Source organism: Arthrobacter sp. UNC362MFTsu5.1 (assembly GCF_000685965.1).
In the GTDB taxonomy this organism is placed as follows: domain Bacteria; phylum Actinomycetota; class Actinomycetes; order Actinomycetales; family Micrococcaceae; genus Arthrobacter.
In genome coordinates, this window is the sequence record NZ_JMLE01000021.1 from 16,045 (window position 1) to 41,990 (window position 25,946).

Genomic DNA, 25,946 nt, shown 5'->3' on the forward strand with positions numbered 1-25,946 from the left:
CGCTACGCTCGACCTATGCATTCCCACGATGAGCCCCTTCCGCACCGGCCGAGGCGGGTCCTGGTGGCAGGAGTATCGGGCGCAGGCAAAACCACCTTGGCTGCGCGGATCGCGGCTATCACGGGCGGCAAGCACACGGAGATTGACGCTCTCTTCCATGGGCCGGACTGGACGCCCCGAGGGGAATTCATTGCCGACGTGCACAGGCTGGTGGGCACCGATTCGTGGACCACCGAGTGGATGTACGATGCCGCGCGGCCACTGCTGGCTGACAAGGCGGACCTCCTCGTTTGGCTCGACCTTCCGTTCCTTCGCGTGACCCTTCCCCGTGTCCTCCGGCGAACTGTCCGCCGTCGGTGGCGCCGCGAAGAACTCTGGAACGGCAACATTGAAGCGCCGCTCCTGTCCTTCTTCACAGATAGGGACCACATCGTCCGGTGGGCTATTCGGACGCGGCGAAAGTACTCCGGGGTGATGCCGCAGTTCGTCGCCGAATACCCGCATGTCGTCGTCGTCAGGCTGAGGTCCCAGCGCGAAGTCGAACAATGGCTCGGCGGATCGCTGATGCCTGCCGTCACCGGTTGACCGGTCCTCGGGCAGAATGGGACCGTGATCTCGCCGAACGCAACAGTGAACCGCAAACCAAAAATGTCGCCGGGGGCGTGGGTGAGCCTCGCCATCACAGCTCTGGTTCTCTGCCTCGGGCCGGTGCTTATCGTCGTCGGCACGCTCCTCGTGGATGCCGACGACGAGCTTGCGCGGAGCGGGGAACGGACGGTGGGGTTGATTGTTGATTTTGACGACGTAAGGAAAGCCTCCGCCCGCGACATCAGAGTCGAGTACCAGTCCGCCGACGGATTCGTTTACTACACCTCGGCCGCCGTGGACCATGACCAGCACCCGGTGGTGGGCGAGGAAGTCACAGTGGCGTACCAGGAATCAGATCCAGGCAACGCAACGGTCCTCGGGTATGAAAGCGACGGCGTATCTTTGCGGGGGATGGGCGTCCTCCTGACTGCCCTTTTCGGGGGAATCGGCGTCTTCGTGTTGATCAGTAAGCTGCTGGGCAAGAGGAAGGACCGCAGGAAGCGCACGGACTAGCGCCTCGGGCGACGCCCAGAAAGGTGAGGATCGGAATGCCAGAGACCGTTGAGGCTGTCCTTCACGACGGGTCAAGAATAGCTGTCACGGCTCAGGGGGAGGGGCCTGCGCTGCTCCTGCCAGTCCGGCTGGAACCGTATGGGACCGTCGAGGCCGAGACCATGCGCAAATGGGGCGGGGATCCTGACGTGGGACCGGCCTTGGTCCACGGGCTTTCCAGGTCAAACTGCGTGATCGCGGCCGACTACGAAGGCCACCGGATGGCCCATCCTGCGGCAGACACGCTGACTCCCGGTCACCTCGCCGCCGATCTGCTGGCCATTGCGGACGCCGCGGGAGCCGACGTTTTCGGTTACTACGGATACTCCTGGCTTGCGTTGAGCGGGCTCCAACTCGCCCTCCGCACGGACCGCCTCCGTGCCCTGGTGATGGGCGGTTTTCCGCCCGTGGACGGACCGTACCGGAGCATGTTGGCGGTCACCCGCGCCGCACATGCGATGTCCCAGGCGACGTCCGCCAAGTCTCCTGGCCAGTCCACTGTTCCGGTGGCCGAGGCCGAACCGGGAGACTGGGACCACGTTTCCGTCCAGACCACCGAGGCGCAAACGCGGCAGTTCGTCACCCTGTATGAAGCGCTCCAAGGGTTCGACGACTTTGCCGCCGAAGTGCCGCCGGACTTGCCGCGGCTCGCCTTTGCCGGTGCCGAAGATCAGATTGACTACAGCGCCCAATGGGGCGGGGTCCGGGTGCGGATCGGTGAACCCCTGGCCCAACACCAGGCGGCCCTCATCGCTGCAGGTTGGGACGTTCAAGTCCTTCCCGGCCTGGATCACCTCAGCGCGATGCACAGCTCAGTGGTGCTGCCGATTCTGACCGGCTGGCTTCAGAAGATCGGATGGGTAAGGCGGCCGGCTGCTGATTAGTCTTGGACCATGGACTTCCAGATCCGCCAGGCCACGCCGGATGATGCCGACGCCCTCGTGCGCATGCACACCCTGGTCCACGAGGAGTGCTACGCACGCCAGTTGTCACCTGAGTTCTTTCGCGCCCGCCGGGCCAGCATTCCCCAGCGCATCGAACAGCGTCGAAAATCCCTGGCAACCGCTGACCCGCGTCTCATTGCCTTGGACGACAGCAACGAAGTGGTGGGATTCGCCGATGCCGGCCCGGCACTCGACGCGGACGCGCCCGAACAGCTGGAGCTGTACGCGATCTACATTCTCCGGCGCATGTATGGCAGCGGCCTGGGGGCTGCCCTGCTGCACGCCGCCGTCGCCGATTCACCGGCGTACCTGTGGTTGCTTGAGGACAATCCCCGGGCGCTGGCCTTCTACCTCAAATACGGCTTTCGGGAGGACGGTGAGCGCAAACTGCTGCCGCCAGAATGGGAGGAGCTGCCCGTGATCCGAATGGTCCGGTCAGCCAAGCCCTAGGCTAGTCCGGCTGACCGCCAGGCTCCGTTCCGCCAGGCTCCGTCCCGTCAGGCACTGTCCCGCCGGGTGCCGCGGTCTCCTCGGGTTCCCAGCGCAGCAGGTCGCCCGGCTGGCACTCCAGCACCTCGCACAGGGCTTCGAGGGTGGTGAAGCGCACCGCTTTGGCCCGGCCGTTCTTGAGCACCGCCAAGTTTGCGGGCGTGATCCCGACGCGGTCCGCGAGTGCTCCCACGGACATCTTGCGCTTGGCCAGCATCACGTCGATGTCGACGACGATCGGCATCAGATCACCTCGTCGAGTTCGTCCCGCAGGTGCCTGGCTTCGGCATCGCGGGCCACCGCCTGTGCCAGCAGCATTCGCAGTACGACGACGACGAGCGCCACTCCGGCGATCAGCATGCCGGCGCCTCCGATCAGGAGGACGACGCCGGGGGCGACGGATTCGCCCGGGGCGAGGACGACGCCGAGCCCGAAGGTCAGCAGCGACGCCGCGGCGATGGCTCCCGTCACCACATCCACGTAACGGAAGGCGGCGTGCGAGAACACGGTTCCGCGCCGCACCATCGTCAGCAGCCGCCAGACGCAGACCATGGTGACCTGGACGGCGAGGATGCCCAGGAGGACGATCACGAGGACCGGCACACTGACGCGGGCGATGTCCGGGCCCAGGTCCTCGTTGAGGTCCCGGGCCAGCAGCGGAACCATCACGGCCTGCACAAATACCGAACCGGCGAGTCCCATCGCGAGCACAATCCGCAATGCGAGGACAGTCAGCTTTCCCATCAGATCTCCTTGGGTGTCGAATAACAGTTGGATACTATCGATATTCGATAGCTTGGACAAGCGGACCCGACGCGTGACTCCTCGAAAGGCCAGCCCGCAAGCGGACGCCCGTGGTAGCCTGCCGGGCATGGCCGTGGACCCTTCCCTGCTCACCTGGCTGCTCGACTCCGACCCGGCGCTCCGCTGGCAGGTGGAGCGCGACCTTGCGGGCGCGCCGCGTGACACGTGGGAAGCGACCCGGTCCAGTCTGGCCACGGAGGGCTTCGCCGCACGGCTCCTCGCCCTGCAGGATGCCGACGGCCAGTGGGCGGGCGGTGCGTTCTTCCCCCGAGACTTTGACTTCCACGGCCCCGAGGCAGCCGACGGCGCGGGGCAGCCGTGGACCGCAACCACGTGGACACTCAACAGCCTCCGTGACTGGGGCCTCGATGCAGCCGTCCTCGCCGGCACCGCCGAATTGCTCGCCGCGAACAGCCGCTGGGAGTACGACGACCTGCCGTACTGGGGCGGTGAGGTGGACTGCTGCATCAACGCCTACACGCTGGCCAACGGGGCATGGCTCGGGGCAGACGTCTCCGGAATCGCCCAATGGTTCCTGGACCACCGCATGGCCGACGGCGGCTGGAACTGCGAGTGGGTGGAGGGCTCCAACCGGTCGTCCTTCCATTCCACCCTCAACGCGCTGAAGGGCCTGCTGGACTACGAGGCCGCGACCGGCGGAACCAGCAGGCTGCGCGCCGCCCGCCGGGCCGGTGAGGAGTACCTGCTGCAGCGCCGGCTGCTCCGCACCCTGTCCACCGGCGAGATAGTGGGCCCGTGGGTGACGCGGTTCGCCTACCCGTTCCGCTCGTTCTATAGCGCGCTCAACGCAACGGACTACTTCCGGGCAGCGGCCCTGCACGACGGCGCCGCGCCCGATCCGCGGCTGGCCGAAGCCATCGAGACGGTCCGGGCCGCCCGCCGTCCCGACGGTACATGGCTGCAGGAGCGCCGCCATCCCGGGCGGGTCTGGTTCGAAGTCGATGTTGCGCCCGGGGAGCCGTCCAAGTGGCTGACGTTCTTCGGGGCGCGGGTGCTGGACTGGTGGGACGGGGCGAACGGACACGTGCGGCCCCGGTGAAAGGGGCCGCACGTGTCCGTTCGCGCTTACCAGGCTGTGCCGGATGAGGGACCACCGGCCTATACCGCCCGGCAGTCCTTGTGGGTACCGTGGCCTCATGCAGAAGATATCGATCGAGGCCCTGGCCCGGCAGCAGCTCGCCGCCGCGCTTGCAGCGAGCAACGGGCGTGCCGCAGACACGGTCTATGGCGGGCATGAGAAGGTGCTCCGCCAGACCGTGATGGCGCTCAAAGCCGGAACGCAGCTGAGTGAGCATCAGAACCCGGGAGACGCCACGGTCTATGTCCTCCAGGGCAGCCTCCGCCTGCGCGCCGGTGAGAACTCGTGGGACGGCAAGCCGGGTGACCTGCTGATTGTCCCGGACGGCCTGCACAGCCTGGAAGCCGAAGAGGACTCGACGTTCCTGTTCACCGTGGCGAAGGGCACGACGCGGCCGTAACCAAGTTCGGCCCGGCGCGCCGATGTAGGCAAGACTGTTTCCGTGAGCAACAAACCCCGGACAGCCCTCGCCGTCGCCGGCCTCAGCCTGGGCACGTCGCTGAACCCGCTGAACTCGTCCATGATCGCCGTTGCCCTGGTGGTGCTGCGCGCGGACTTCGGGCTCGACGTCGCCACGGTCACCTGGGTGATTACAGCCTTCTACCTCACCTCCGCGGCTGGCCAGCCGCTGATGGGCCGGATGGCGGACCGCTTCGGGCCCCGGCGCCTGTTCAATTTCGGGATGGTCCTGGTGGCAGTGACCTGCGCGCTGGCGCCTTTTGCCCCGAACTTCGCGCTGCTGTGCGTCGCCCGGGCCGTCATGGCGCTGGGGACGGCGACGGCGTACCCGAGCGCCGTCATCATTGTCGGTGCCCTGGCCCGGGCCGCCAACGTCAAGTCCACCAGGCCGCTCGGCCGTATCCAGATGGCCAACACCTCCGCGGCGGCGGTGGGTCCGGTGGTGGGCGGGCTGCTGGTGAGCCTGGTCGGCTGGCAGGCCCTGTTCCTGATCAACGTGCCGTTGTCGCTGGCGGCGCTCCTCATTGTCCGGAAGTACGCCCCGGTGGACGAGGACCGGGAACGCGGCAGCGCCGCCGAACTCCTCAGGGACTCGGACATTCCCGGCATCCTGGGCTTCGTCGGCTCCCTGACGCTGGTCATGATGGCCCTGCTGAACGTGCTGCCGGACGCGCGCTGGTGGCTGCTGGCCGGCGGTACCGTGCTGGCCGGGCTCTTCGTCTGGCGCGAACTGAAGTTCAGCCCGCCCTTCCTGGACCTGCGGCTGCTCGGCAGAAACCGGCCGCTGCTGCTGGTCTACCTGGGCTTCGCCGTGTTCAACGGCATCTACTACTTTGCGTTCTTCGGCCTGCCGCAGCTGCTGCAGGAAGCGGCCGGCTACGATCCCGGCGTCGTGGGTCTCCTCATGCTCCCGCTGGCAGCAATGTCCGTGATCGCGACGCCGTTCGCGGTCCGCGCGATCGATCGCTTCCGTGTGCGGCGGGTGCTGATCGCCGGCGTCCTGTTCCTGGTGGCCGCCGCCGGAGCCATGTGGCTGCTGACCGCCTCCTTCGCCATCCCGCTGGTGCTGCTGCTGACGGCCCTGATGGGCATTCCGTGGAGCGTGGTCAGCATCGCCTCCAGCCAGGGAATGTACGTCTCCACCCAGCCGCACGAGCGCGGCGTGGCCGCCGGGATCTTCCAGACCTGCCGGTACCTGGGCGCCATTACGGCCACGGTGATGATCGGCATCTTCTACGGCAGCGGCGTGAACCAGGCCAACTGGGGCCTGATGGTTCTCACCATGCTGGTGCTGGGGGCGGTCGCCTTCGGCGTGACGCTGCTGTGGCGGGAACGGAAATGAGCTGTGGGGTGCGGCCCAAAATGAGCGCCAAAACCACGCCGTAAGGACCCCCGCCCGCGCCCTCCGAAGCGCCCATCCGCGCCCCGATTTCCTTGTTTTCACGCCATATTGACACCCAGATGGTGCGGGAATACTGTCTGCCTTAACGGGGTCCTTCCGCCCCGTTTTCCAATATTTTCGGCGCTGACCCTGGGCCGCTTCTGCTTGGCGACGGCGCCAGCGAGGAGGGTCCCATGTCTTGGGAAATGTCCGGAACATACGTCGGCAACTGCACCTGCTCCCTGATCTGCCCCTGCCCCGTGGACGGCGTGCCCACCGGCCCGGACGGCGAGTGCCGCGGCTTCAACGTGTTCCATATTGCGACCGGCGCGATGGAGGAAACGGACCTGTCCGGCGTCGACTTCGCGTTCTTCAACTGGTTCCCCACCCACCTGACCGCAGGCGGCTGGAAGGTGGGGGCCGTCGTCGACGAGGGCGCATCCGATGCCCAGGTGGACGCACTCGAGAGCATCCTCCGTGGCCGGGCCGGCGGCCCGTTCGGGGATTTGGCTGCGCTGTACGGCGAATGGCTGGGACTGGAACGCGCAAGTGTCTCGTTCTCCGACGGGGATACTCCGTCCGGCTCGGTGGCGGGCCGCGTGGTTGTCACCTTCGAGCCGTTGCCCGGGCCCGACGGCGGCGTGACCACCGTGAAGAACGCGATGTTCGGTTTCGCCCCGGAGTTCCGGATCGGCAAGGGACCGGGGCACCCGGACCGCTTCGGGATGGAGTTCGACGGCGTATACGGCGAGACGTCCGACTTCACCTTCGCCAGCGAAATGGCCGAGGGCGCCCCCAAGGGCCGCGGCTAGGCCCCGCGTGATGTACCACCGCAAGCTGTTCAGGAGGGTGGGTGTGCAGCCGGTGGCGCACGCCCACCCTCAGGTATATGCCAGGCCGGCCTCCCGGATCGACCCGCGGGAAGCCGGGCTCGTCGCCATCCTCCTGGTGCTCGCAGCGGCGAGCTGGATCTTTACTTCAACCCAGCTGAGCGGAATGGACATGGGCCGCTGGACGGACCCGGGGCCGCTGGGGTTCTTCGTGGCCACCTGGGTGGTGATGCTGTCGGCCATGATGTTTCCGTCCGTGGCGCCCATGGTGGTGGCGTATGACCGGATCCAGCGGCACCGCAGGGTCACAGGACGGTACGCGCCTGCCGGGGCAACAACTGTGTTCGTGGCCGGATACCTGCTGGCCTGGACAGCCTTCGGGCTGGTGGCCTACTCGCTGTACATGTCGGTCGCCTCGCTCGCGCCCGGGCTCTTCGGCTCGGACCAGGGCGGACGTTACCTGGCAGCCGGCGTGATCCTGGTCGCGGCGGTCTATCAGCTGACCCCCGCCAAGAACGTCAGCCTGATGAAATGCCGGACGCCCATGGATTTCATCCTGCACCGCATGCGGCCCGGCTACCGGGGCGCACTGGTGATGGGTGTGGAGCACGGGGCATGGTGCGTCGCCTGCTGCTGGGCGCTGATGGTTGCCCTGTTCGCCCTCGGGGTGATGAGCGTCGGCTGGATGGCGCTGATCGGTGCCTTCATCGCCGCGGAGAAGATGCTGCCCTGGAAACGGCTGGCCAACCGCTCCGTTGCCGTGGCGCTCGCCGTGATTGCGCTCGGCATTGCCCTCACCCCCGCGGCGACGGCGGGGATGGGGATGTAACGTGCCGCCGCCGCTGAGTGCGGGCGGCCATTGACCGGGGGAATTATCCAAAGGTCTCACCGAACAAAGGAGCCGACAATGTCTGAAGGAACTGGACTCCTCAGGCGGTTTTACGAAGAAGTGTTGGCGGGCGGAAATCTCGCCCTGATCGATGAATTTGTGCTGGACGACATCCAGGACCACGAGGACCCGATGCCCGGGCAGCCGCCGGGAAAGGACGGCGTGAAGTTCTACACCAACGCCATCCGTGCGGCGTTCCCTGACCTCACCGTCCAACTCGATCCGGCGTTGGCCGACGGCGACCTTGAGGCTGCCCACGTGGTGCTGTCCGGCACGCACACGGGGGAGTTCCTGGGTGTTCCGGCAAGCGGCAAGAGCGTGCAATTCAGCAGCGCGGACATCATCCGCATCCAGGACGGGAAGGTGGCCGAGCACTGGGGTTCCTCCGACACGCTGAGCCTCATGCAGCAGATCGGCGCCGTCCCGTCACAGACAACGGACGCGAGCGCCGGCTGATAAAGGTTCCGGCCAACAGAGTTTCCCGCCGCCGCTCCTAGCCGACGGCGGGAAGCACCACGTGCGGCACCGTCCCGTGACGGTGCCGCACCCCTTTGCCCGCGAGGCTAGTGGCGCGCAGCCACGCCCGCATCGGCAGGAGCCTCCGCCGGCGCGTCCGCGACGCCCGCGCCTGCCGCATCCGGGACCGGTGCTCCCGCCGTCGACTCTTCAGCTGCAACGAACCCCGCTTCCTTCGGCCCGGGCGGGTAGGCGTGGTTGCGCCCGGTCACCACAATCACCAGCGCGACGACGACCGGCACCGCAGCAGCGACCGGCACCATCAGCGGGCCCGCCATGGTGAGGGCGGCAGCGCCGTACAGCGCGCCGATGGTGATGCCCAGCTGGATGGTCAGCACGGTGAGGCCGTTGGCAGCCTCCCGGTACTCCCTGCCGGCACGAAGGATGGCCGACTGGTTGTAGATGCCGATCGCGCCGAAGGCCGCACCCCACACCGCCATGAGCACCAGGGCGCCGGGGACGGTCCTGCCACCCAGTGGAAGGAGGAGGTACGCGGCGGCGATGATCGCCGTCGTAATCAGCAGCGCACGGCGCGGCCGCATGTCCACGGTGATGCCGGCGATCCAGATGCCCACCAGCCCGGAGAATCCCAGGACGGTGAGGGAAAGGGTGATGCTGTAGTCGGGCAGGCCGGCTTCGCGGAGGAACGGCGCGATGAAGGTGAACAGGGCGAAGTGGGCCATGAGCATCAGCGGCCAGGCGATGGCCACCGATTTCACTCCGGGCTGGCCGATCGCCTTGCGCAGGGACGGCCGCGGGGCGTCCGGGATCCGGCGGACGGCGGGCAGCAGCCACAGGGCCAGGCCTGCGAGGACCACACCGGCGCCCGCCAGCAGGAGGAAGGACGCCCGCCAGCCGACCACTGCGCCCAGGGCGGTGCCCAGCGGGGCACCGATGGCCAGGCCCAGGCTGTTGCCGCTGAAGACGATGGCCATCGCCTTGCCCACCTTGTGGGCCGGAACGATGCGCGCCACGAACGGGGCCATCGCGGTCCAGAGCAGGCCGTGGGCAATGCCGCCCACCAGCCGGGCGGCCAGGGCGGCGCCGAAGTCGGACACCAGGCCAACGAGGGCGTTGCTGATCGCAAAGGTCAGGACCAGCGCCACCAGGAGGATGTGCCGGGGGATGCGGGCGAGCAGCATCGCGGCGGGGATCACCGTGGCCACGATGATGGCGGCGTAGCCGGCGGTGAGGTAGCCGGCCACGGGTTCGGACACGTTGAGGCCGGCGCTGATCTGGGGGAGCAGGCCGGAAGGCAGCAGTTCGGTGGTGATGGCGGTGAAGCCGATCATCGACAGCACCAGCAGCGCGCCGAAGGGCATGCGGTCGCGTGCAGGAACGGAGGTCGCGGGAGGCACGGGTGAAGAGTCCTTTTCAGGGAGTGGGGAAGGAACACGGCGCCGGTTGCCGGTGTCCTCCACTCAAATTACCTGATTTATTTATTGCGAGGCAGGGTCTGTCAGAACCACCTTCGCGGGAATGCGCGGACCCTTTCCGTTCAGCCGATCCGCTCGGCCAGGGACACGATAATCCCCTCCGGCCCCCGTACGTACGCCATCCGCCAGCTGTTCTCGTACTGGCCGATGCCGCCGACCAGCCCGTAGCCGTCCGCGGCCAGCCCGTCCACGGCTGACTGGAGGTCGTCCACCTCGAAGGACACGTTGCGCAGCCCCAGCTCGTTGGCCATCGCATCGGGCGATCCCGGCTTGTGGTCGGGCCGGACGAAGCTCGCGAGCTCGATCCGGCTTCCTCCGTCCGGCGGCCGCAGCATAACTATCTCGGTGCGGGAGTCCGGGATGCCGCAGACGGTATCCAGGAACTCGCCCTCCACGAACGTCCGGCCCTCCACTTCGAGACCCAGCTTCACGAAGAACGCCGTCACCGCGTCGAGGTCGGCGACTGTGATGCCGATATGGTCGAACCGTTGTATGTGTGCCACTTGGGATCCTTCGGTCAGTACTCGCCCTTGATCACGAAGTAGGAGCCACGGATAGTGCCTGCCAGCTTCGATTTCTGGCGGGCGAACTTGAAGCGCTCCGCCAGTTCCTCCGGCACGTCCATACCGTCGGCAAGTTTGAACCCCACGGCTCGCTTCCCGCCGTCCTCGATGCTGTACATAACGTTGATGGACAGCCCCGACTCGTAGAACACGTAGGACATCCGCAAGCCGTCGACTTCGAAGTCGGTTGCTTCCAGCGGGCGCGATCCGATGACGATGTTGCGCTCTTCCCGGAGGATCCGGCTCACCCGGTCCACCACCTCCGGAACCTCGCTGGCAGGGCTCACCGTGAAGACGTGGTTGTACTTGGTGCTGAAGTAGCGGGCCTCATTGGCGCGCAGACCCGCGGCGGCGTCGGCCACCGGGGATGATTCCAGACCGGCAGTAGAAACGTTCTTGAAGTCGACGATGTGCGGCATGCGCCCTCCTGGTCAGGCGTGATCAGACGTGGTGGGACCAATGCTAGCGCGACGGCGGTACGTGCTTGGCGTGAAACCCAGGGTCCTTTGGAAGTCATTCGTCAGGTGGGCATGATCGGTGTAGCCGAGTTCGGCAGCGATCGCCGCGAGGTCTACAGCCGGGTCGGTCCGGGACCGGTCGGCGGCCTCCTGCAGGCGGCGCCTTCGGATGAGCGCGGACGGGCTCAGGCCGATGTACTTCTTCGCCACCCGTTGCAGGGTTCGCGGCGACACAAACAGCCGCGCCGCAGCGTCCTCAAGACGGGTCACCTCGGTAGAGGTCCCGATCAGGTCCATCATCGCGTTGGCCAGCAGGCCCTCCTCGGAGACCTCCGGACCCTGCGCCACCAGCCAGCCGGTGAACGCCTCCACCGCGCGTTGCCGGCGTTCCGCCGGATCGGTTTGGCTCATCGCCGCCGACACTGAGGCATGCAGGTCCGCGAGCGGAAGCGGCAGCTGGGCGTCCCGCAGGCTTCCCGGATCATCCGTAAAACGCGGCACGAACGCGGGACGCAGAAGGGCCCCCACCGCCCAGCCCCGGCCCGTGAGGTCGCGGTGTGACCGGCGGGTGGTGGGGCCGGCGAACTCCACGAGATCCTTCTGAACCACGAGGTTGGACGCGGGGAACGCGATCACGTGCTGGCGTGAGGTGTGCCCCGGTGCAATGTCCCATTCGGGGATCCAGAACCACTGCACCAGGTTCGTGACGGACTCGGGCGCTGGCACCCGGTGAAAGGTGGGAAGCCGGGCCGGGTAGAGGATGCCCTTGAACGAGTCCACCATCGGAGGGCACTCCTATCCGGGCTGTCGCATTTCTCCAAGCCGCCGGGGCGGACCCGTGCGTACCGTCAGAGGTATGACTGATACTACAAGCCCCGAACTGACCGTGGCCGCCGACGGCAAGCACACCACATCCGGCATCCCGCACGGCTTCACGAGCCTCACGCCGTTCCTTGCGGTTACCTCGGCCAAGGAGGCCATCACGTTCTACCGGGACGTTTTCGGCGCCCGCCCCGTCAATGTCACCGAGATGGGCGGCGTTGTGGTCCACGCCGAACTCGACTTCGGCCAGGGACGGCTCCAAATCGGTGAGCCCAACCCCGACTATCACCTTGTCCCCGCGCCGGACGGCGACGATGACTGCTATTCCGTCGGCTTCTACTGCGCCGACGCGGACGCCCTGGTGGCGCGCGCCGAGCGGTCGGGGGCCACGATCCGGGAGCCGCTGTCCACCTTCGTGTCAGGAGGCCGGTTCGCCAGCATCCGGGACCCGTACGGCGTGCGCTGGTCCATCATGACCCGCGTTGAGGACCTCTCCGAAGAGGAAAGCGCGCAGCGCGTCGCCGACTGGGCAGCGAAGCAAGGCTGACCTCCGCGGACTTTCCGGAACCCGTTGTCAGTGCCGGGAAGTGAGCCTACGCTGTGCGCACGGCCCCACTCCGGGGACCGTTGCCAGACAGGAACGAGACCATGACCAAGTATTTGTTTGAAGCGAATTACGTGGGCGAGGGAATCAAGGGGCTCATGCGCGAAGGCGGCACCAAGCGGCGTGACGCACTGGTGGAGGCCCTCAATTCCGTGGGTGGATCGCTGGAGAGTTTTTACTACGCCTTCGGGGACACTGACGTCCTCGGTGTTTTTGAAGTCCCGGACCAGGCCGGGGCCGCAGCCCTTTCGCTGATGATCAATGCCACCGGCAACGTGAACGTCCGGCTGAAGCCGCTCATGACGCCGGAAGACATCGACGAGGCGACCAAGAAGACACCCTCCTACCGGGCGCCGGGGCAGTAGCGCGTTCGCAGGAAGCACGACGGCGGCACCCGGTTGGGTGCCGCCGTTCACTTGAAGCCGTTCACTTGGAGCCGTTCACCTGAAGCCGGTCACCCCAGGTCCGCATCAGCGACCTTAGGTGTACATCAGCGAGCCGGGTGTGGTGAGGAGCTCGCCGGTTTCCAGCCAGGTCTTCAGGCCGGAGAGGATCATCGGCCAGCCGCCGTAGAGCTGGTCATTGGCATCTTCGCGGAGCTGGTCGTGCGTGACGGTCAAGCGGCAGGAATCGCCCACCGGCTCGATCTCCCAGGTGATCCGGGAGGTGCCTTCGGCTTTAACGTCCTCGCCCCAGAGCGCCCGCATGCTCTGGACGAGCCGGCGCGGCGGGTCCACCTCCAGGTTCTCACCCTCGCCCAGGAGCTCCCCGGCTTTGGGATTGCCCATCTCGAACCGGCCGCCGGGAGTCCAGTCCGAGGTGATGACCGACCCGAACTGGTACTTGCTGCGGATCTCGCCGTCCGTGATGGCCTCCCAGAGCCGTTCCGGGGTGGTCTTGATATAGATTTCGAAGATCTTTTCCATGGGACTTTCCAATCTGGTTTTGAGGTCGCTGAGGCCAGCGGCCCATGGTTCGGCGTACTTGCTCACCCAGCGGTCGTGGACCAGCCGGATGGGCACCGGATTCAGGAAATGTAGTTTCTCGCGACCCCGACGGCGGGTCACCACCAGGCCGGCTTCCTCCAGGATCCTGAGGTGCTTCATGACTCCGTAGCGCGTCATGTCGAAGTGTGCCTCGAGGGCGTGAAGGGTCTGCCCGTCGTTCCTGAAGAGCTCGTCCAGGAGATCGCGACGGGTGGCGTCGGCCAAGGCCTTGAATACGGCGTCCACACCTCCAGAATAGGTGACTAAATGGTCACATGTCTAGGGTTCCAGCAGCGCCCCAGTACCTCAGTCCAGCAGCACCCACGCGGCGTTGTCCGGCTGCAGCCAGCCGTCCGTTTCCAGCGGTGCGGCGCTGGCCAACACGGTCCCGGCCGGCAGCCGCACCGCCTCGGTTCCCATCGCCACGGCCACCAGGAACTTCGCGTTGCGCTCGCAGATCAGCAGGTTCCCGTCCTCCACACGCCAGGTGCCGCCGTCGTCCGCGGTGAACACACCCTGGTCCCACAGCTGACGGCGGAGTCCGACGGCGGCAGTCACCAGGGCGAGCGTGGAACCCGGGTTCTGCTGCTGGGTTTCAACCGCGTACCGGCCCCAGCCCTCGGGCTGCGGCAGCCACGGGTTACCGGGCTGACCGGTCGCCGGCGAGAAGCCGTGGTTCGCCTCCGGAGGCGCGGTCCACGGTAGCGGCACGCGGGCGCCGTCGCGGGTGATGCCGCCGCGGGTCCACATCGGGTCCACCCGGGCTTCCACCGGGACGTCCACCTCGGGCAGTCCGAGCTCCTGGCCCTGGTAGATATAGGCCGCGCCGGGCAGTCCCAGCAGTGCCAGCAGGGCTGCCCGGGAGCGCCGGAGGCCAAGTTCGCGGCCGTCCTTTGTCCCGCCGCCGAACCGCGTCACGGAGCGGACAATGTCGTGGTTCTCCAGCGCCCAGCTCGGTGCGGCTCCGTGCAGCTGGCGCGCGGCTTCGAGTTCAGCCCCCACGGATGCCCACGCTGCGGGATCCCAGCCGAGCTTCACGAACGCGAACGCGAAGGCCTGGTGCATCTCGTCGGCGCGGGTGTAGCGGGCGGCGCGGGCCGGTTCCAGGTTGACCTCGCCTACCAGCAGCCGGTGCGGCTGGTACTTCTCGGCAAGGGTGCGCCAGCGGCGGTACACCTCGTGGACGTCCTCCTGGTCCGAGACCAGCGGGTTGGCCCGCAGACCGTCCACCACCGCGGTGGCGGACGGCGCGTCCGGCAGGCCGTCGGCTTTGAAGAGGCCATGGGCGACGTCGATCCGGAGGCCGTCCACGCCCTTGTCGAACCAGAAGCGGAGCACGCTTTCGAAGTAGTCGCCCACGGCGGGGTTCCGCCAGTTCCAGTCGGGCTGGCCGGGGGAAAAGAGGTGCAGGTACCACTGGGTGTCCGTCGCAGACCCGGGAACAGCCCGGCTCCAGGCCCGCCCGCCGAATACGCTCTGCCAGTTGTTTGGCGGCAGGTCGCTGGCGGAGCCCGGCGCGGAACTGCGCCCTTCAACGAAGTGGAACATGTCCCGCTCCGGCGAGCCCGGCCGGGCCGCGAGGGCCTGCTGGAAGAGCGGGTGGGCCGAGGAGCAGTGGTTGGGGACGACGTCGAGCAGTACCCGCAGGCCCAGCGAGTGGGCGAGCTCCAGCAGAGTATCGAACTCGTCCATGGTGCCGAACAGCGGGTCGACGCCGCAGTAGTCGCTGACGTCGTAGCCCTGGTCCACCTGCGGGGAGGGCTGGAACGGGGTCATCCAGATGCCGTCCACGCCCAGGGAGGCGATGTACGGCAGGCGGGCGATGAGGCCGGCGAGGTCGCCCACGCCGTCGCCGTTCCCGTCCGCGAAGGAACGCGGATACACCTGGTAAATCACGGCTGAGTCCCACCAGTCGCCGGTGACTGAGCCGGCGGAGGGGCTGCCGCCGTCGTGCGTCATTTGCCGGCCCCGGCCGTGAGGCCTTCCACGATCCGGCGCTGGAAAATCAGCACCATGATCACCAGCGGAACGGTGACGATCACGCCGGCGGCCATCTGCTCGCCGAACGGTGCCTGGAATTCGGTGGCGCCGGTGAACTTGGAGATGGCCACGGTGGCGGTCTGGATTTTGGGGTCGTTGATCATCGAGAGGGCGATGATGAACTCGTTCCAGCTGTGGATGAACGTCAGGATCGCGGTGGTGAACACGCCCGGCGCGGCCAGCGGGAGCAGCACCTTCCGGAACGCCTGCCACTTGGTGCAGCCGTCGATCATGGCCGCTTCCTCGAGGTCGAACGGCAGCTGCTTCATGAACGTGGTCAGGTTCCAGACGGCGAGCGGGATGGCGAAGGACAGGTTCGGGATGATCATGGCCTGGTAGGTGTTGATCCAGCCGAGGTCCGTGAAGAACCTCAGCATCGGGACCACCACCGAGATGCCGGGGAACATCGACGTCGCAATAATAACGCCGAGGATCACCGACTTGAACCGGAAATTCAGCCGGGAGATGGCGTAGGCGGCGAACACGCCCAGCACCAGGGCGAACACCGTGGTGGTGCCGGCCACGATCAGGCTGTTGAGCAGTGCCTGGCCGAACATGGTGGAGCCGTCGAACACCTTGACGTAGTTCTCGAGCGAGAACGGTGCGGGCAGGAGGGTGTTGTCGAAGATGTCCGCGGTGCGGCGGAGGCTGGAGACGATCATCCAGTAGAACGGCGCCAGGCAGTAGGCGAAAATCAGCACCAGCCCGGCGTACACGGAGTAGGAGCGCCAGGTGCGCTTCTTCTTGGTGGGGAGCAGAGCGTTCGACGGCGGGCGGCCGGCGCCGGTGCGCGCGCCGCGTGAGCCGGATTCGGAGGCGAGGCTGCGGAGTTCGGAGATGGTCATCGGGTGGCCTCGGCCTTCTGTGAACGGGTTGCCTTGTTCGCCTTGGAGCGGTGCTTCTTCAGGCCCAGCTGCTTGGCGCCGGTGACGTCCGTGCCCAGGACCTTTACGAAAACGATCGCGACGACGGCGACGTACAGGAAGAGCACCACGGCAAACGCGGAGGCGGAGCCGTAGCGGAGCTGGTTGGATTCGTCCCAGGCGAGCATGGAAAGGGTTTCCACGGATTCCTTCCCGGGGCCGATGAGGACGAACGGGAGATCGAACATCCGCAGCGCGTCGAGCATGCGGAAGAGGACCGCCACCAGGAGCGTGGGCTTCACCAGGGGGAGCGTGATGGAGCCGAGCTGGCGCCACCAGCCGGCGCCGTCGATCTTCGCGGCCTCGTACACTTCCTCGGGGATGATCTGCATGCCGGCCAGGACAAGCAGTCCGATGAAGGGTGCTGTCTTCCACACTTCGGCGATGATCACGGCCAGCTTGGAGGCGGTGCCTTCGGCGGTCCAGAGGATTTCGCTGCCCAGCAGGGTGTTGGCGATGCCGTCCGACTGGAAGATCCAGCGCCACAGCAGGCCGGAGACGGCGGTGGGCACGGCCCAGGGAACGAGGATGCTGGCGCGGAGTAAGGACCGGCCTTTGAACGCCCGGTTCATGGCCAGCGCCAGGCACAGGCCCAGGACGGTTTCCAGCAGCACCGTGGTGACGGTGAAGAACGTGGTGTTGCCGAAGGCGTTGAGGAAGCGCCGGCCGGATTCGCCCACGAACAGGTCCGCGTAGTTGGCCAGGCCCACGAAGGCCTCGCCCTCGGTGACGAACCCGTCCGCGTCCAGGCCGGACTCGGCGCGGAAGAGGGACTGGTGGATGGCCGAGATGAGCGGGTAGACGATCACCAGGGCCAGCACCAGGAGGGTGGGGGAGAGCAGCATGGCGGCCATGCGGCCCTCCCCGGGGGTGCGGGGCGTGCCGGCGCCGCGTGGCTTCAGCTCCTGTGCCGGACGGGGTGCCGGAGCGGTGGCGGTGGTGACTGTCATTTCGCGGAGATCTCTTCGAGCTTGGCCTGCATGTCGGTCAGCGCGGTGTCCGTGTCTTTTTCGCCGGTGATGGCGGCGTAGGCCTCTTCCTGGATCGCCTTGGTGGTGGCGCCGTACTGCACTACCTTCGGGCGGGGCTTGGCGTTGTTCAGGGATTCCAGCAGGGTGGGGAAGAACGGGCGCTTGGCCACGACGGCGGGGTCCTCATAAAGGGAGGCGTAGGCCGGGGCGCGGGAGCTGAGGGCCAGGCGCTTCTGGGCCTGCTCCTCGCTGGTGAAGAACTTGATGAACTCCAGCGCCGTGCCCTTGTTCGCGGTGAACGGGGAGACGGCCAGGTTGCGGCCGCCCAGGGTGGAGACGCCGGGGCCGTCGGTGCCCGGGATGGAGGTGATGTCGAACTTGCCGGCCACCTTGCTGGAGCCGTCGGTCGCGCTCAGGGAGGCGTAGAGGAACGGCCAGTTGCGCAGGAACACCACTTTGCCGTCCTGGAATGCGCGGCGTCCCTGTTCTTCGAGGTAGGTGATGGCGTCGGACGGGAACATGCCGTCCTTGAAGCCGTCCACCAGCAGGTTCAGGCCTTTCTTGGCTTCGGCGGTGTTCACCGTGGGCTTGCCCTCGGCGTCAACGACGGACCCGCCGGCGGAGGCGACGGCCTCGGAGAAGTTGACCGTGAGGGCCTCGTTCTTGTCGAACTGGCCGGTGTAGCAGGACATGCCGGCGGCTTCGGGAAGGGCCAGGATCTTGACGCAGGCGGCCTTCATCTCGTCCCAGGTCTTGGGCGGGGCGGCGATGCCGGCGGCCTTGAGCAGGTCGGAGCGGAAGTAGAACAGGGCGCCGTCGGTGTAGTACGGGGCGCCGAAGAGCGTGTCCCGGTAGGTGGCGGCGTTGACGGTGGCGGGGATCATCTGGTCCGCGGGGACGGCGTCCTCGGGCAGCGGCATGATCCATTTGTTGGCGGCGAACTCGGAGGTCCACACCACGTCCAGGTTGAGCACGCTGAACGTGTCCGACTTGATCTGGGCGTTCTGGATGAGCTGCTGGCGCTGCTGGTCCGCGGAGTCCGGCAGTTCGATGAACGTGACCTTTTCCTCCGGGTGGGCTGCGTTCCATTCCTCGATGCTCTTGTTCGCCGCGCCCGAGGCGTCGCGGTTGGAGACGTAGTTGATGGGGCCCTTGCCCTCGAACGCCGCGGCGGCGTTGGCGGTGGCTTTGGGTTCCGACGCGGATCCGCCGCAGGCCGTGAGCGAGACGGCGGCGGCCGTCACGAGTGCGGTGGTGGTGAGAAGAGTCTGCCAGTTCCGGCTGCGCTGCCTCATGTGTTGCTCCTTCTGGTTTTTGGTTTGGGGTTACGTGGTTGGGGCCCTGTTTCAGGGCACGGGGTTTTAGGCATGGGGGAGTACGACGACGGCGGCACGGTGGTGTGCCGGCTGTCGCCGGTGGGTGGGGGTTGGGTCTGGTTAGTGGTTTAGAGGCGCCGTGGAGCCGCGTTCGATCAGCTGGTGCGGCATGATCTTCGGCCCCAGGTCGCGGGAACGAAGCAGTTTCTTGACGGCCATCCGGCCCATGTCCTCCAGCGGCTGGGCCACGGTGCTCAGGGGCGGGTGGACGTGCAGGGCAGTGGAGGTGTTGTCGAAGCCGAGGACGGAGACGTCTTCCGGCACTCTGCGGCCGCGCTTCTGGAGATCGTTCACCACGGCTGCGCCCATCTCGTCGCTCATGGCGAAGATGGCGGTGAGGTCCGGCTCCTGGCGGAGGAGGTCGTCCAGGCCGGGGGCGCCGCTTTCGTAGAAGAAGCTGCCGGTGGCCGTGACGGGGGTGCATTTGGCTTCGGCCATGGCGCGGAGGTAGCCGCGCTTCCGGGGTTGTGCCACGTAGATGGAGGCGGGGTCGCCGGTCAGCAGGCCGATGCGGCGGTGGCCGAGCTTCAGCAGGTGACGGGTTGCGTCGTAGGCTGCCTGTTCGTCGTCGATCGCCACGCTGGGGGAGCCGGACTTGTCGCTGATGGCCACGGAGATGATCGGGATGTTCGGCCCCAGCAGCTGCCGCGTTTCGGGGGTGATGACGGCGGAGATGAGGATGACGCCGGCCGCCCGGTAGGTGCGGAGGGTCCGGAGGTAGCCGGCGATGTAGGCCGACTTGGCCCCGGTGCGGCCCAGCATTACGGCGTAGCCGCGCTCCTGGGCTTCCTGTTCCACGCCCAGCATCACCTGCGAGGCGAGGGCGTCCGAGACCATGGGTGCCAGCAGGCCGATCACGGAGGTCTGCCGGGTCTTCAGGCCGCGGGCCAGGTAGTCCGTTTCGTAGCTGAGGCTCCGCACCGCGTCCTCCACGCGCTCGCGGGTTTCGGCGGAGTAGCCCACGAGTCCGTTGACCACCCGCGAGACGGTGGCGGGAGATACGCCGGCGTGCTTGGCGACGTCCCTGATGGTTACCACTGTTGTTTCTCCTCGCGGGTGTTACGGGCTTCGAAATGCCGATCGAAACCGCTGTTACGCAAACGGTTTACGTAATCGGTTTCGTGATCTGCTGCACCAACACTAAACGGAGGGGAACGGGATTGCTGTACGTTTCGTAAACGGGGTGACCAGGCCCGGTGGTTGGGCCTGTCGAAACTCGGGCTGGGCGTCGCGGAGCCTTACGCCTTGGCCTGCCGTCCGGGAAACGCGGTCCGAAGCTGTGCCCGGAACGTCAGCTCACTTCGCCGGCTGACCGCGATGACGGAGAGCAGGCCTGTCATCAGCACCACCGCACCGCCGGCCGCCACTGACCATCGGGCGCCGAACTCGGTGCCGATCCACCCCATGAGCGGCGCACCGACGGCGGTGCCGCCCTGCAGGACGGCCAGGTAGAGGGCCAGCACGCGTCCACGGAACTGCGGTTCCACGGAGAGCTGGATGCTGGTGTTGCAGCTGTTCAGGAACGTGATGGAGGCCAGTCCCACCGGTATCAGCACTGCGGCGTAGAGCCAGAACGACGGCGACACACTGCCGATCAGGGTGAAAAACCCGAGTCCCAGGGCGCCGCCGAGCATGAAGCGCAGCCGGGGGCCGGACCGGCGGGCGGCGAGCAGGGCTCCGGCCAGGGTTCCGACGGCCATGATGGAACCCAGCAGCCCGAATTCCCCCGGTCCCGCCCCGAACACCGCGGTGGACATCAGGGCGTTGGTGATGGGGAAATTCATGCCGAAGGCACCAAGGACCCCCACCATGACAAGGATGAGCACCAGGTCCGGCCGGCTCCGAACGTAGCGCAGGCCCTCGACAACCTGGTGCTTGCCGCGGACTGCCAGCGTGGTCGGGGCAAGCTCCGAGGTGCGGATCCGGAACAGCGAGATGATGACGGCGGCGAAGCTGGCCGCGTTGATGAGGAACACCGGGCCTGTTCCCACCCAGGCAATGAGGACGCCGGCGATGGCGGGACCGGTGAGGCGTGCCGTGTTGAAGGATGCGGAGTTCAACGCGACCGCGTTGGCCACCTTGTCCCGACCCACCAGTTCCGAGACGAACGACTGGCGGGCGGGTGCGTCAATGGCGCTGGCCAGTCCCAGGCACAGTGCCGCCAGGTAGGCGTGCCACAACTGGGCGGTGCCGGTGACCACCAGGAGTCCGATGGCCAGCCCGCAGAGACCCATCGCCAGCTGGGTCCACAGCAGGATCAGGCGTTTGCGGTGCCGGTCTGCGAGGACGCCGCCGTAGGGGCCAAGGAGCAGCATGGGCAGGAACTGCAGGCCGGTGGTGATGCCGACGGCGGTGCCGGAATGGTTGGTGAGGACGGTCAGTACCAGCCAGTCCTGCGCGATTCGCTGCATCCAGGTCCCGATGTTGGAGACAAGTGCCCCTCCCGCCCACAGCCGGTAGTTGGGGTTCTCTAGGGCCTGGAACATGGCGCTCATTTGGCGCTCAGCTGCTGCATGAGGTGGGCTGCGCGGCTCAGGATACGGCGGTCCTCGTCGCTCAGGCCGGCCACACGCTGGGCCAGCCAGGCGGTCCGCTGCTCACGCGCCTCGGCCAGGATGGCCGCGCCGGCCGGGGTGATTCCCACCTGGACCTGGCGGCCGTCCAGCGGATGCGCATTCCGGGTGACGAATCCTTGCTCAGTGAGGCCGTTGACGATCCGGGTCATGGACGGCGCCTGTACGTGCTCGCGTTCCGCCAGTTCGCGGAGGGTCTGCGGGCCGCCGCCGTTCAGTTGGGCCAGGACCGTGTACTGACCCGGCGTGATGACGTCGCCGGTTGCCTCGACGCGGAGCCTGCGGGAAGTGCGCATCACCGCCGTCCGTAGGTCGATGGCCAGAATATCGGGCTTGATGCTGTCCGTTGCCTCGCTGCCCGTGGGCTCCGTGTTCGTTGTCATCACTGTGTGGTGCGCCTCCCGAATTTACTTAGCACTGCTAATTAGCTCTGCTAACCATTATGCTCCGGTGCGTCGGACGCGGCAAGCAGGTGCGATAAAGGACACTGTGAAGCGGTGGTTGAGCCTGTCGAAACCGCGACGGCGCCGGCTACTCGGCGCCTTTGAGCTTCCGCCAGCCACCGGCCCGGTTGTTGGCGATGATGGCCCGGAACATCTCGCCGAGTGCTTCCTCGTTCACGGACTCGCCTTCGTGGAAGGCAACGGTGCGGGCCGTCTTGTTGGTGTGCCCGGCGGTGATGATGCCGTGCGGATCGGGGACGATGCCGCCGTCGTACATAAAGACGTTGACATGGTCCTTCGCCGCAAGGAGGGCGCAGATGTTGCCGTCCAGGACGAAGTAGGGCTGGACCGTCCGCTTGATGGTTTCCTCAACGTCGGGATCTGCAGCGTGGACCAGGTCGCGGACCTGCCGGCAGATGGCTTGCTGCCAACCCGGGAGCGCGTCGATGTAGTGGTCCACGCGCGGGTCTTTGGTGTACTCCATCGCCGAGTTCGTGGCCTCAGCCGCCCGTGACCTGTTCGCCCGTGACCTGCTCGCGGGTGACCTGATCCTGCAGTATCTGTTCGCGCAGGATGTCGGCGTGCCCGCAGTGCTGGGCGAGCTCCCGCAGCATGTGCAGGTACACCCAGCGCAGCGGCAGCGGGCCGCGGCGGTTGCCGCGGAGCACGTCGTCGAGCTCTATTGCTGACGTGGCGAGGCGGGAGGCCTCGCAGGCGTCGAGGTGGGCCTGCCGCACGGATGCGATGGTGTCCTGGTCGTCGAGGATGAACGACTCATCCGGGGTGGCCGGGATGCCGATTTCGGCACGGGACCGGCAAGTGATGGCTTCGTCGAACCAGACCTTTTCCACGAACGTGGCATGCTTCACCAGGCCCAGCAGGGTGGTCCGCGACGGCACCAGGGAGCGGCGCGCCTGTTCCTCGGTCAGTCCGTCCAGACAGGAGTTGAGCATGCTGCGGTGCTCATTGAGGAAGGCCTCGAACTGGACACGGACGGGTTCATGGAGGACGTCTTCTGCGAACGTGGCGGGGAGGGGAGGCATGGGTGAAGTATTGCAAGGCCGCAGGTGCCGGGGCAACGGCTATGGAAAGGGCGCTACTACGGGGCGGGGTTACTGGGTCAAGCTACTGCGCCGAACGGCGGTTGCGGGCCTGGCGTACCAGTTGGCTGAACGCGATCACGAAGACCGCCTCGATCAGCACCATCAGTGCGAGCAGCAGCCACTGCCCCTCGCTGATGAAAAAGATGGCGCCGGTGAGGACCAGCACTGTTCCGAGGATCAGCGCGTACACGGCGAAGCCGATGGCCACCTTGGCGCTGCGCACGCCCGTGCGGAAGCCAAAGCCCAGCGGCTGGCCTCCTGGTAATCCCTCGACGCGGTCGGGGCCGGCGGGTGGGAGCCTGTCGAACTCTTCCCACGGGTCCCGTGCCTGATCCTGGTCCGTCATAACTCCATTATCCCGCGCATCCTGTCCGGGCATCCGGTCCGCAGCCCGGCCCTATCCTGCACCGCAGCTTCCGTGCGAGCATGGGCCTCACCGACACTCCTTGAAGGGTCAAAAATGAAATCCTACGAACTGCTGCTGGACGCTTTCGGCCGGATCCGGGAGGTTGTGGCGGACACGCTTGAATGGGTGGACGAGGACGTTCTGGTCCGCCGGCCCTCGGGCACCGGAAACCCGATTGTGTGGCTGATCTGGCACCTTGGCCGGGTGGAGGATGCGCAGGTCGCCGCGGCGGCGGGCCTGGAACAGGTGTGGATTTCGCAGGGTTTCGTGGACCGCTTCAACCTGCCGCTCCGCGAGCGCGACACGGGGTACGGCCATTCGAGCGTGCAGGTTGATTCGGTGAGGGCCACGCCGGAACTGCTGCTGGAATACTACGACGCGGTCCACCGGCAGACCGCGGACTTCCTGCAGACCCTCGGCGATGAGGACCTTGACCGCATCGTCGACACCCGCTGGGACCCGCCCGTCACCCTCGGGGTGCGGCTGGTCAGCACGATTGCCGACTGCCTCCAGCACGTCGGGCAGGCCGCGTACGCCAAAGGCTTGAAGCACTGAGGTTCATTGATGTGCCCGGGCCTCGGTGCGAAGATGGGTGAAGCACTACCAAGCCAATGATGGCGCCACGGGGGATGACGCATGACCTCCCTTGGAGGATTGAAGATGCAGCCCCAAAAGATACGCCGCCTGCGCATCGCGGACATCAATGTTGTGGACCACCCGACGCTGAAGAAGGCATTGGGCGGGACCATCGTCGGCAACACCATGGAATGGTACGACGTCGGTGTGTTCGGTTATCTGATCACCACCATGGGCCCGGTGTTCCTGCCCGAAGCGGACAAGGCGGTGCAGAACCTGTTCCTGCTCGGGACCTTCGGCGCAACGTTCATCGCCCGGCCCCTAGGCGGTATTTTCTTCGGCTGGCTGGGCGACAAGATCGGCCGGCAGAAGGTTCTGGCCATGACCCTGATGATGATGGCGGCGGCCACCTTCGTCGTCGGGCTTCTGCCGGGTTACGCGGTCCTGGGCATCTGGGCCGCCGTCCTTCTGGTGGTCACCAAACTGGTGCAGGGGTTCTCCACCGGCGGCGAGTATTCGGGAGCCACCACGTTCGTTTGTGAACATTCCCCGGACAACCGCCGCGGCTTCTTCGTCAGCTTCCTGGACATGGGCAGCTACCTCGGCTTCGCGCTGGGCGCCGCACTGGTATCCGGGCTCCAGCTGATCCTTGGGCAGCCGCAGATGGAAGCCTGGGGGTGGCGCATCCCGTTCCTGATCGCGGGTCCGCTGGGCATCGTGGCCATCTACTTCCGCATGAAGATCGAGGAGTCGCCCGCCTTCAAAGCCACGCAGGAGGCGGAAGCCGTGGCCGCCAGCCACCACGAGACAGGCGACGACCTGCGCCCCGTCGGCCCGGTGGGGATCTTCAAGGACCACTGGCGCCGCATCGTGCTGGCCATGATCCTCGTGGCCGCCGGCAACACCGTGGGCTATGCGCTCACGTCCTACATGCCCACGTACCTCACCACCAACAAGGGCTACGACGAGATCCATGGCACGCTGCTGACCGTTCCGGTGTTGGTGGCCATGTCGCTCTGCATTCCGCTGACGGGCCGCCTCTCGGACAGGATCGGCCGCCGCCCGGTGCTGTGGATCGGGGCCGTCAGCACGGTGGTCCTGGCGCTTCCCGCGTTCCTGCTGATCTCGGTGGGAACCGTTCCCGCCACGCTCGCCGGCCTGGCCATGGTCGCATTTCCGGTGGCGTTCTTTGTTGCCATTCTCGCGTCGGCGCTGCCGGCATTGTTCCCCACAGCGCACCGATACTCTGCCATGGGCATCGCCTACAACTTCGCGGTGGCGATCTTCGGCGGCACCGCCCCGTTCATTATCGCGGCGCTCATCCAGGCGACAGGCAATGACCTGATGCCGGCGTTCTACCTGATGGCGACGTCGGCCGTCGCGGCGGTCGCCATCTACTTCCTGCCGGAATCCGCCCGCCGGCACCTGCCCGGGTCGATGCCCAGCGTGGACTCGGACGAGGCAGCCCGCGAACTGGTGGCCACCCAGGATGAGAACCCGCTGCTGGACATGGACAGCCTGCCGTTCGACAGCAGCTACGAAGCTGCGCGGGCGTCGCACTCCGGTAAGCCGGGCACGACGACGGGTGGTTGAGTGAGCGGGCCTGGCTGAGTCAGCCGCGGCTTTCCAGCACTGCCTGCAGTTTCTCGAACGACTCTGTCCAGCCGCCGCGGTGCAGGGCCAGCCGCTCCTCCGACAGGAACGGCCCCTGCGAGAGCGCCAGCCGCGTGCCGCTGCCGGCAGAATGGAGGGAGAGGTCGACGACGGTCTTCCGGTCGTCCGGCGTGGGTTCCTCCCATTCGAAGGTGTACACAAGGCGCCAGGGCGGATCGACTTCGAGGAACTCGCCCGACAGGTGGAACGGTTCGCCGTCCGGCGGTGCCATCCGGAAGCGGTAGCGGCCGCCCTCCGTGAGGTTGAGCTCGACGGCGGGAATGGTGAAGCCGTGCGGACCCCACCACTGCGCCAGTTCGGCCGGCTCCGTCAGCATCCTGAAGATCCCTTCCGGAGGAGCAGCAAACGTGGTCTCCAGGTTCAGGACCAGCGCGCCGGTTTCCGCGTTCCCGGTTTCCTCGGTCATTGCTCAACTCTGGCACCCGGCGGACGCTGACGGAA

General features: G+C 66.8%; 32 protein-coding genes. 14 read left to right on the forward strand and 18 right to left on the reverse strand.

The genetic code is table 11. The features are described 5' to 3' along the window. The first annotated feature begins 15 nt into the window (after positions 1-15). From BS38_RS0117560 to BS38_RS0117575, 4 genes are read left to right on the forward strand one after another with little or no spacing between them, the layout of a single operon-like run. Positions 16-585 carry an AAA family ATPase gene (locus tag BS38_RS0117560; protein WP_051628996.1) on the forward strand — a complete coding sequence of 190 codons (570 nt, stop codon included), beginning with the start codon at positions 16-18 and terminating at the stop codon, positions 583-585. Between the two features lie 24 nt (positions 586-609). After that, positions 610-1,101, forward strand: coding sequence for a DUF3592 domain-containing protein (locus BS38_RS0117565; RefSeq protein ID WP_028271989.1), 492 nt, complete (start codon positions 610-612; stop codon positions 1,099-1,101). A gap of 35 nt (positions 1,102-1,136) precedes the next feature. Next, complete coding sequence (locus tag BS38_RS0117570; protein WP_028271990.1) at positions 1,137-2,024, forward strand: hypothetical protein; 888 nt, start codon at positions 1,137-1,139, stop codon at positions 2,022-2,024. A 9-nt stretch (positions 2,025-2,033) separates the two neighbouring features. After that, complete coding sequence (locus BS38_RS0117575) at positions 2,034-2,534, forward strand: GNAT family N-acetyltransferase (RefSeq protein WP_028271991.1); 501 nt, start codon at positions 2,034-2,036, stop codon at positions 2,532-2,534. 1 nt (position 2,535) lies between these two features. Here BS38_RS0117575 and BS38_RS25545 read toward each other — a convergent pair whose 3' ends face one another. Both BS38_RS25545 and BS38_RS0117585 read right to left on the reverse strand, forming a co-directional pair. Then, positions 2,536-2,817, reverse strand: a complete 282-nt coding sequence (locus tag BS38_RS25545) for a helix-turn-helix domain-containing protein (protein WP_051628997.1) — start codon at positions 2,815-2,817, stop codon at positions 2,536-2,538. Beyond that, complete coding sequence (locus BS38_RS0117585; protein WP_028271992.1) at positions 2,817-3,317, reverse strand: DUF2975 domain-containing protein; 501 nt, start codon at positions 3,315-3,317, stop codon at positions 2,817-2,819. Before BS38_RS0117585 ends, BS38_RS25545 begins: the two co-directional genes overlap by 1 nt. A gap of 127 nt (positions 3,318-3,444) precedes the next feature. On the opposite strand from BS38_RS0117585, the gene BS38_RS0117590 reads away from it, so the two are divergent. The 6 genes from BS38_RS0117590 to BS38_RS0117615 all read left to right on the forward strand — a co-directional run bounded on the left by BS38_RS0117590 (position 3,445) and on the right by BS38_RS0117615 (position 8,491). Continuing rightward, entirely contained in the window at positions 3,445-4,437 is a 993-nt protein-coding gene (locus BS38_RS0117590; protein WP_028271993.1) for a hypothetical protein, read from the forward strand. Positions 4,438-4,534: 97 nt separating this feature from the next. Beyond that, a complete protein-coding gene (locus tag BS38_RS0117595) occupies positions 4,535-4,876 on the forward strand; it encodes a cupin domain-containing protein (protein WP_028271994.1) in 342 nt (113 codons plus the stop codon). Positions 4,877-4,918: 42 nt separating this feature from the next. After that, positions 4,919-6,277, forward strand: a complete 1,359-nt coding sequence (locus BS38_RS0117600; protein ID WP_028271995.1) for an MFS transporter — start codon at positions 4,919-4,921, stop codon at positions 6,275-6,277. A 233-nt stretch (positions 6,278-6,510) separates the two neighbouring features. Continuing rightward, positions 6,511-7,128 carry a DUF1326 domain-containing protein gene (locus BS38_RS0117605; RefSeq protein WP_028271996.1) on the forward strand — a complete coding sequence of 206 codons (618 nt, stop codon included), beginning with the start codon at positions 6,511-6,513 and terminating at the stop codon, positions 7,126-7,128. 10 nt (positions 7,129-7,138) lie between these two features. Beyond that, positions 7,139-7,975 carry a DUF2182 domain-containing protein gene (locus BS38_RS0117610; RefSeq protein ID WP_028271997.1) on the forward strand — a complete coding sequence of 279 codons (837 nt, stop codon included), beginning with the start codon at positions 7,139-7,141 and terminating at the stop codon, positions 7,973-7,975. 78 nt (positions 7,976-8,053) lie between these two features. After that, a complete protein-coding gene (locus tag BS38_RS0117615) occupies positions 8,054-8,491 on the forward strand; it encodes an ester cyclase (RefSeq protein ID WP_043439110.1) in 438 nt (145 codons plus the stop codon). A 107-nt stretch (positions 8,492-8,598) separates the two neighbouring features. Here BS38_RS0117615 and BS38_RS0117620 read toward each other — a convergent pair whose 3' ends face one another. The 4 genes from BS38_RS0117620 to BS38_RS0117635 all read right to left on the reverse strand — a co-directional run bounded on the left by BS38_RS0117620 (position 8,599) and on the right by BS38_RS0117635 (position 11,791). After that, positions 8,599-9,909 (reverse strand): MFS transporter, encoded by a 1,311-nt coding sequence (locus BS38_RS0117620; RefSeq protein ID WP_028271999.1) that lies wholly within the window; start codon positions 9,907-9,909, stop codon positions 8,599-8,601. Between the two features lie 140 nt (positions 9,910-10,049). Beyond that, complete coding sequence (locus BS38_RS0117625) at positions 10,050-10,490, reverse strand: VOC family protein (RefSeq protein ID WP_028272000.1); 441 nt, start codon at positions 10,488-10,490, stop codon at positions 10,050-10,052. Between the two features lie 14 nt (positions 10,491-10,504). Then, positions 10,505-10,969 (reverse strand): hypothetical protein, encoded by a 465-nt coding sequence (locus BS38_RS0117630; protein WP_028272001.1) that lies wholly within the window; start codon positions 10,967-10,969, stop codon positions 10,505-10,507. Positions 10,970-10,981: 12 nt separating this feature from the next. Beyond that, positions 10,982-11,791 (reverse strand): AraC family transcriptional regulator, encoded by an 810-nt coding sequence (locus tag BS38_RS0117635; protein ID WP_028272002.1) that lies wholly within the window; start codon positions 11,789-11,791, stop codon positions 10,982-10,984. Between the two features lie 73 nt (positions 11,792-11,864). Here BS38_RS0117635 and BS38_RS0117640 point away from each other — a divergent pair, with 73 nt between their 5' ends. After that, the gene (locus BS38_RS0117640) at positions 11,865-12,377 is read left to right on the forward strand and encodes a VOC family protein (protein ID WP_028272003.1); all 513 of its coding nucleotides are present in this window, start codon (positions 11,865-11,867) and stop codon (positions 12,375-12,377) included. Between the two features lie 101 nt (positions 12,378-12,478). Continuing rightward, on the forward strand, positions 12,479-12,799 hold the full coding sequence (locus tag BS38_RS0117645) for a GYD domain-containing protein (protein ID WP_028272004.1): 321 nt from the start codon (positions 12,479-12,481) through the stop codon (positions 12,797-12,799). A 114-nt stretch (positions 12,800-12,913) separates the two neighbouring features. Here the strand turns inward: BS38_RS0117645 and BS38_RS0117650 are convergent, their stop codons facing one another. The 11 genes from BS38_RS0117650 to BS38_RS0117700 form a co-directional block, all read right to left on the reverse strand. Then, on the reverse strand, positions 12,914-13,666 hold the full coding sequence (locus tag BS38_RS0117650; protein ID WP_028272005.1) for an ArsR/SmtB family transcription factor: 753 nt from the start codon (positions 13,664-13,666) through the stop codon (positions 12,914-12,916). A gap of 60 nt (positions 13,667-13,726) precedes the next feature. Continuing rightward, on the reverse strand, positions 13,727-15,379 hold the full coding sequence (locus BS38_RS0117655) for an alpha-amylase family glycosyl hydrolase (protein WP_051628998.1): 1,653 nt from the start codon (positions 15,377-15,379) through the stop codon (positions 13,727-13,729). Next, positions 15,376-16,305, reverse strand: a complete 930-nt coding sequence (locus BS38_RS0117660) for a carbohydrate ABC transporter permease (RefSeq protein WP_081818955.1) — start codon at positions 16,303-16,305, stop codon at positions 15,376-15,378. Before BS38_RS0117660 ends, BS38_RS0117655 begins: the two co-directional genes overlap by 4 nt. Continuing rightward, positions 16,302-17,333, reverse strand: coding sequence for a carbohydrate ABC transporter permease (locus BS38_RS0117665; RefSeq protein WP_231511313.1), 1,032 nt, complete (start codon positions 17,331-17,333; stop codon positions 16,302-16,304). The genes BS38_RS0117660 and BS38_RS0117665 overlap by 4 nt, the downstream gene beginning before the upstream one ends. Continuing rightward, positions 17,330-18,649, reverse strand: coding sequence for an ABC transporter substrate-binding protein (locus BS38_RS0117670; protein WP_028272009.1), 1,320 nt, complete (start codon positions 18,647-18,649; stop codon positions 17,330-17,332). Before BS38_RS0117670 ends, BS38_RS0117665 begins: the two co-directional genes overlap by 4 nt. Positions 18,650-18,790: 141 nt before the next feature. Further along, positions 18,791-19,768, reverse strand: coding sequence for a LacI family DNA-binding transcriptional regulator (locus BS38_RS0117675; RefSeq protein ID WP_043439114.1), 978 nt, complete (start codon positions 19,766-19,768; stop codon positions 18,791-18,793). A 200-nt stretch (positions 19,769-19,968) separates the two neighbouring features. After that, positions 19,969-21,225: an MFS transporter gene (locus BS38_RS0117680; protein WP_028272011.1), complete on the reverse strand. Its 1,257-nt coding sequence runs from the start codon at positions 21,223-21,225 to the stop codon at positions 19,969-19,971. Continuing rightward, complete coding sequence (locus BS38_RS0117685) at positions 21,222-21,686, reverse strand: MarR family winged helix-turn-helix transcriptional regulator (RefSeq protein WP_043439116.1); 465 nt, start codon at positions 21,684-21,686, stop codon at positions 21,222-21,224. The genes BS38_RS0117680 and BS38_RS0117685 overlap by 4 nt, the downstream gene beginning before the upstream one ends. 148 nt (positions 21,687-21,834) lie before the next feature. After that, positions 21,835-22,230, reverse strand: a complete 396-nt coding sequence (locus tag BS38_RS0117690; protein ID WP_028272013.1) for a DUF1801 domain-containing protein — start codon at positions 22,228-22,230, stop codon at positions 21,835-21,837. Between the two features lie 16 nt (positions 22,231-22,246). After that, positions 22,247-22,789: a DinB family protein gene (locus tag BS38_RS25550; RefSeq protein ID WP_051628999.1), complete on the reverse strand. Its 543-nt coding sequence runs from the start codon at positions 22,787-22,789 to the stop codon at positions 22,247-22,249. Between the two features lie 82 nt (positions 22,790-22,871). Then, on the reverse strand, positions 22,872-23,195 hold the full coding sequence (locus BS38_RS0117700) for a hypothetical protein (protein ID WP_028272014.1): 324 nt from the start codon (positions 23,193-23,195) through the stop codon (positions 22,872-22,874). Positions 23,196-23,309: 114 nt separating this feature from the next. On the opposite strand from BS38_RS0117700, the gene BS38_RS0117705 reads away from it, so the two are divergent. Further along, positions 23,310-23,810, forward strand: a complete 501-nt coding sequence (locus tag BS38_RS0117705) for a mycothiol transferase (RefSeq protein WP_028272015.1) — start codon at positions 23,310-23,312, stop codon at positions 23,808-23,810. A 105-nt stretch (positions 23,811-23,915) separates the two neighbouring features. Continuing rightward, positions 23,916-25,424 carry an MFS transporter gene (locus BS38_RS0117710; protein ID WP_043439118.1) on the forward strand — a complete coding sequence of 503 codons (1,509 nt, stop codon included), beginning with the start codon at positions 23,916-23,918 and terminating at the stop codon, positions 25,422-25,424. Between the two features lie 19 nt (positions 25,425-25,443). Here the strand turns inward: BS38_RS0117710 and BS38_RS0117715 are convergent, their stop codons facing one another. Continuing rightward, the gene (locus BS38_RS0117715; RefSeq protein ID WP_028272017.1) at positions 25,444-25,911 is read right to left on the reverse strand and encodes an SRPBCC family protein; all 468 of its coding nucleotides are present in this window, start codon (positions 25,909-25,911) and stop codon (positions 25,444-25,446) included. Between the last annotated feature and the right edge of the window lie 35 nt (positions 25,912-25,946).

Bases quoted from the DNA above. Each gene is read 5' to 3' on its own strand.
- BS38_RS0117665 (WP_231511313.1), bottom strand. From the start codon at position 17,333: ATGACAGTCACCACCGCCACCGCTCCGGCACCCCGTCCGGCACAGGAG.
- BS38_RS0117635 (WP_028272002.1), bottom strand. From the start codon at position 11,791: ATGGTGGACTCGTTCAAGGGCATCCTCTACCCGGCCCGGCTTCCCACC.
- BS38_RS0117570 (WP_028271990.1), top strand. From the start codon at position 1,137: ATGCCAGAGACCGTTGAGGCTGTCCTTCACGACGGGTCAAGAATAGCT.
- BS38_RS0117585 (WP_028271992.1), bottom strand. From the start codon at position 3,317: ATGGGAAAGCTGACTGTCCTCGCATTGCGGATTGTGCTCGCGATGGGA.
- BS38_RS0117595 (WP_028271994.1), top strand. From the start codon at position 4,535: ATGCAGAAGATATCGATCGAGGCCCTGGCCCGGCAGCAGCTCGCCGCC.
- BS38_RS0117605 (WP_028271996.1), top strand. From the start codon at position 6,511: ATGTCTTGGGAAATGTCCGGAACATACGTCGGCAACTGCACCTGCTCC.
- BS38_RS0117685 (WP_043439116.1), bottom strand. From the start codon at position 21,686: ATGACAACGAACACGGAGCCCACGGGCAGCGAGGCAACGGACAGCATC.
- BS38_RS0117610 (WP_028271997.1), top strand. From the start codon at position 7,139: ATGTACCACCGCAAGCTGTTCAGGAGGGTGGGTGTGCAGCCGGTGGCG.
- BS38_RS0117560 (WP_051628996.1), top strand. From the start codon at position 16: ATGCATTCCCACGATGAGCCCCTTCCGCACCGGCCGAGGCGGGTCCTG.
- BS38_RS0117715 (WP_028272017.1), bottom strand. From the start codon at position 25,911: ATGACCGAGGAAACCGGGAACGCGGAAACCGGCGCGCTGGTCCTGAAC.
- BS38_RS0117700 (WP_028272014.1), bottom strand. From the start codon at position 23,195: ATGACGGACCAGGATCAGGCACGGGACCCGTGGGAAGAGTTCGACAGG.
- BS38_RS0117590 (WP_028271993.1), top strand. From the start codon at position 3,445: ATGGCCGTGGACCCTTCCCTGCTCACCTGGCTGCTCGACTCCGACCCG.
- BS38_RS0117615 (WP_043439110.1), top strand. From the start codon at position 8,054: ATGTCTGAAGGAACTGGACTCCTCAGGCGGTTTTACGAAGAAGTGTTG.
- BS38_RS25550 (WP_051628999.1), bottom strand. From the start codon at position 22,789: ATGCCTCCCCTCCCCGCCACGTTCGCAGAAGACGTCCTCCATGAACCC.
- BS38_RS0117705 (WP_028272015.1), top strand. From the start codon at position 23,310: ATGAAATCCTACGAACTGCTGCTGGACGCTTTCGGCCGGATCCGGGAG.
- BS38_RS0117690 (WP_028272013.1), bottom strand. From the start codon at position 22,230: ATGGAGTACACCAAAGACCCGCGCGTGGACCACTACATCGACGCGCTC.
- BS38_RS0117660 (WP_081818955.1), bottom strand. From the start codon at position 16,305: ATGACCATCTCCGAACTCCGCAGCCTCGCCTCCGAATCCGGCTCACGC.
- BS38_RS0117655 (WP_051628998.1), bottom strand. From the start codon at position 15,379: ATGACGCACGACGGCGGCAGCCCCTCCGCCGGCTCAGTCACCGGCGAC.
- BS38_RS0117630 (WP_028272001.1), bottom strand. From the start codon at position 10,969: ATGCCGCACATCGTCGACTTCAAGAACGTTTCTACTGCCGGTCTGGAA.
- BS38_RS0117645 (WP_028272004.1), top strand. From the start codon at position 12,479: ATGACCAAGTATTTGTTTGAAGCGAATTACGTGGGCGAGGGAATCAAG.
- BS38_RS0117670 (WP_028272009.1), bottom strand. From the start codon at position 18,649: ATGAGGCAGCGCAGCCGGAACTGGCAGACTCTTCTCACCACCACCGCA.
- BS38_RS25545 (WP_051628997.1), bottom strand. From the start codon at position 2,817: ATGCCGATCGTCGTCGACATCGACGTGATGCTGGCCAAGCGCAAGATG.
- BS38_RS0117575 (WP_028271991.1), top strand. From the start codon at position 2,034: ATGGACTTCCAGATCCGCCAGGCCACGCCGGATGATGCCGACGCCCTC.
- BS38_RS0117680 (WP_028272011.1), bottom strand. From the start codon at position 21,225: ATGAGCGCCATGTTCCAGGCCCTAGAGAACCCCAACTACCGGCTGTGG.
- BS38_RS0117710 (WP_043439118.1), top strand. From the start codon at position 23,916: ATGCAGCCCCAAAAGATACGCCGCCTGCGCATCGCGGACATCAATGTT.
- BS38_RS0117640 (WP_028272003.1), top strand. From the start codon at position 11,865: ATGACTGATACTACAAGCCCCGAACTGACCGTGGCCGCCGACGGCAAG.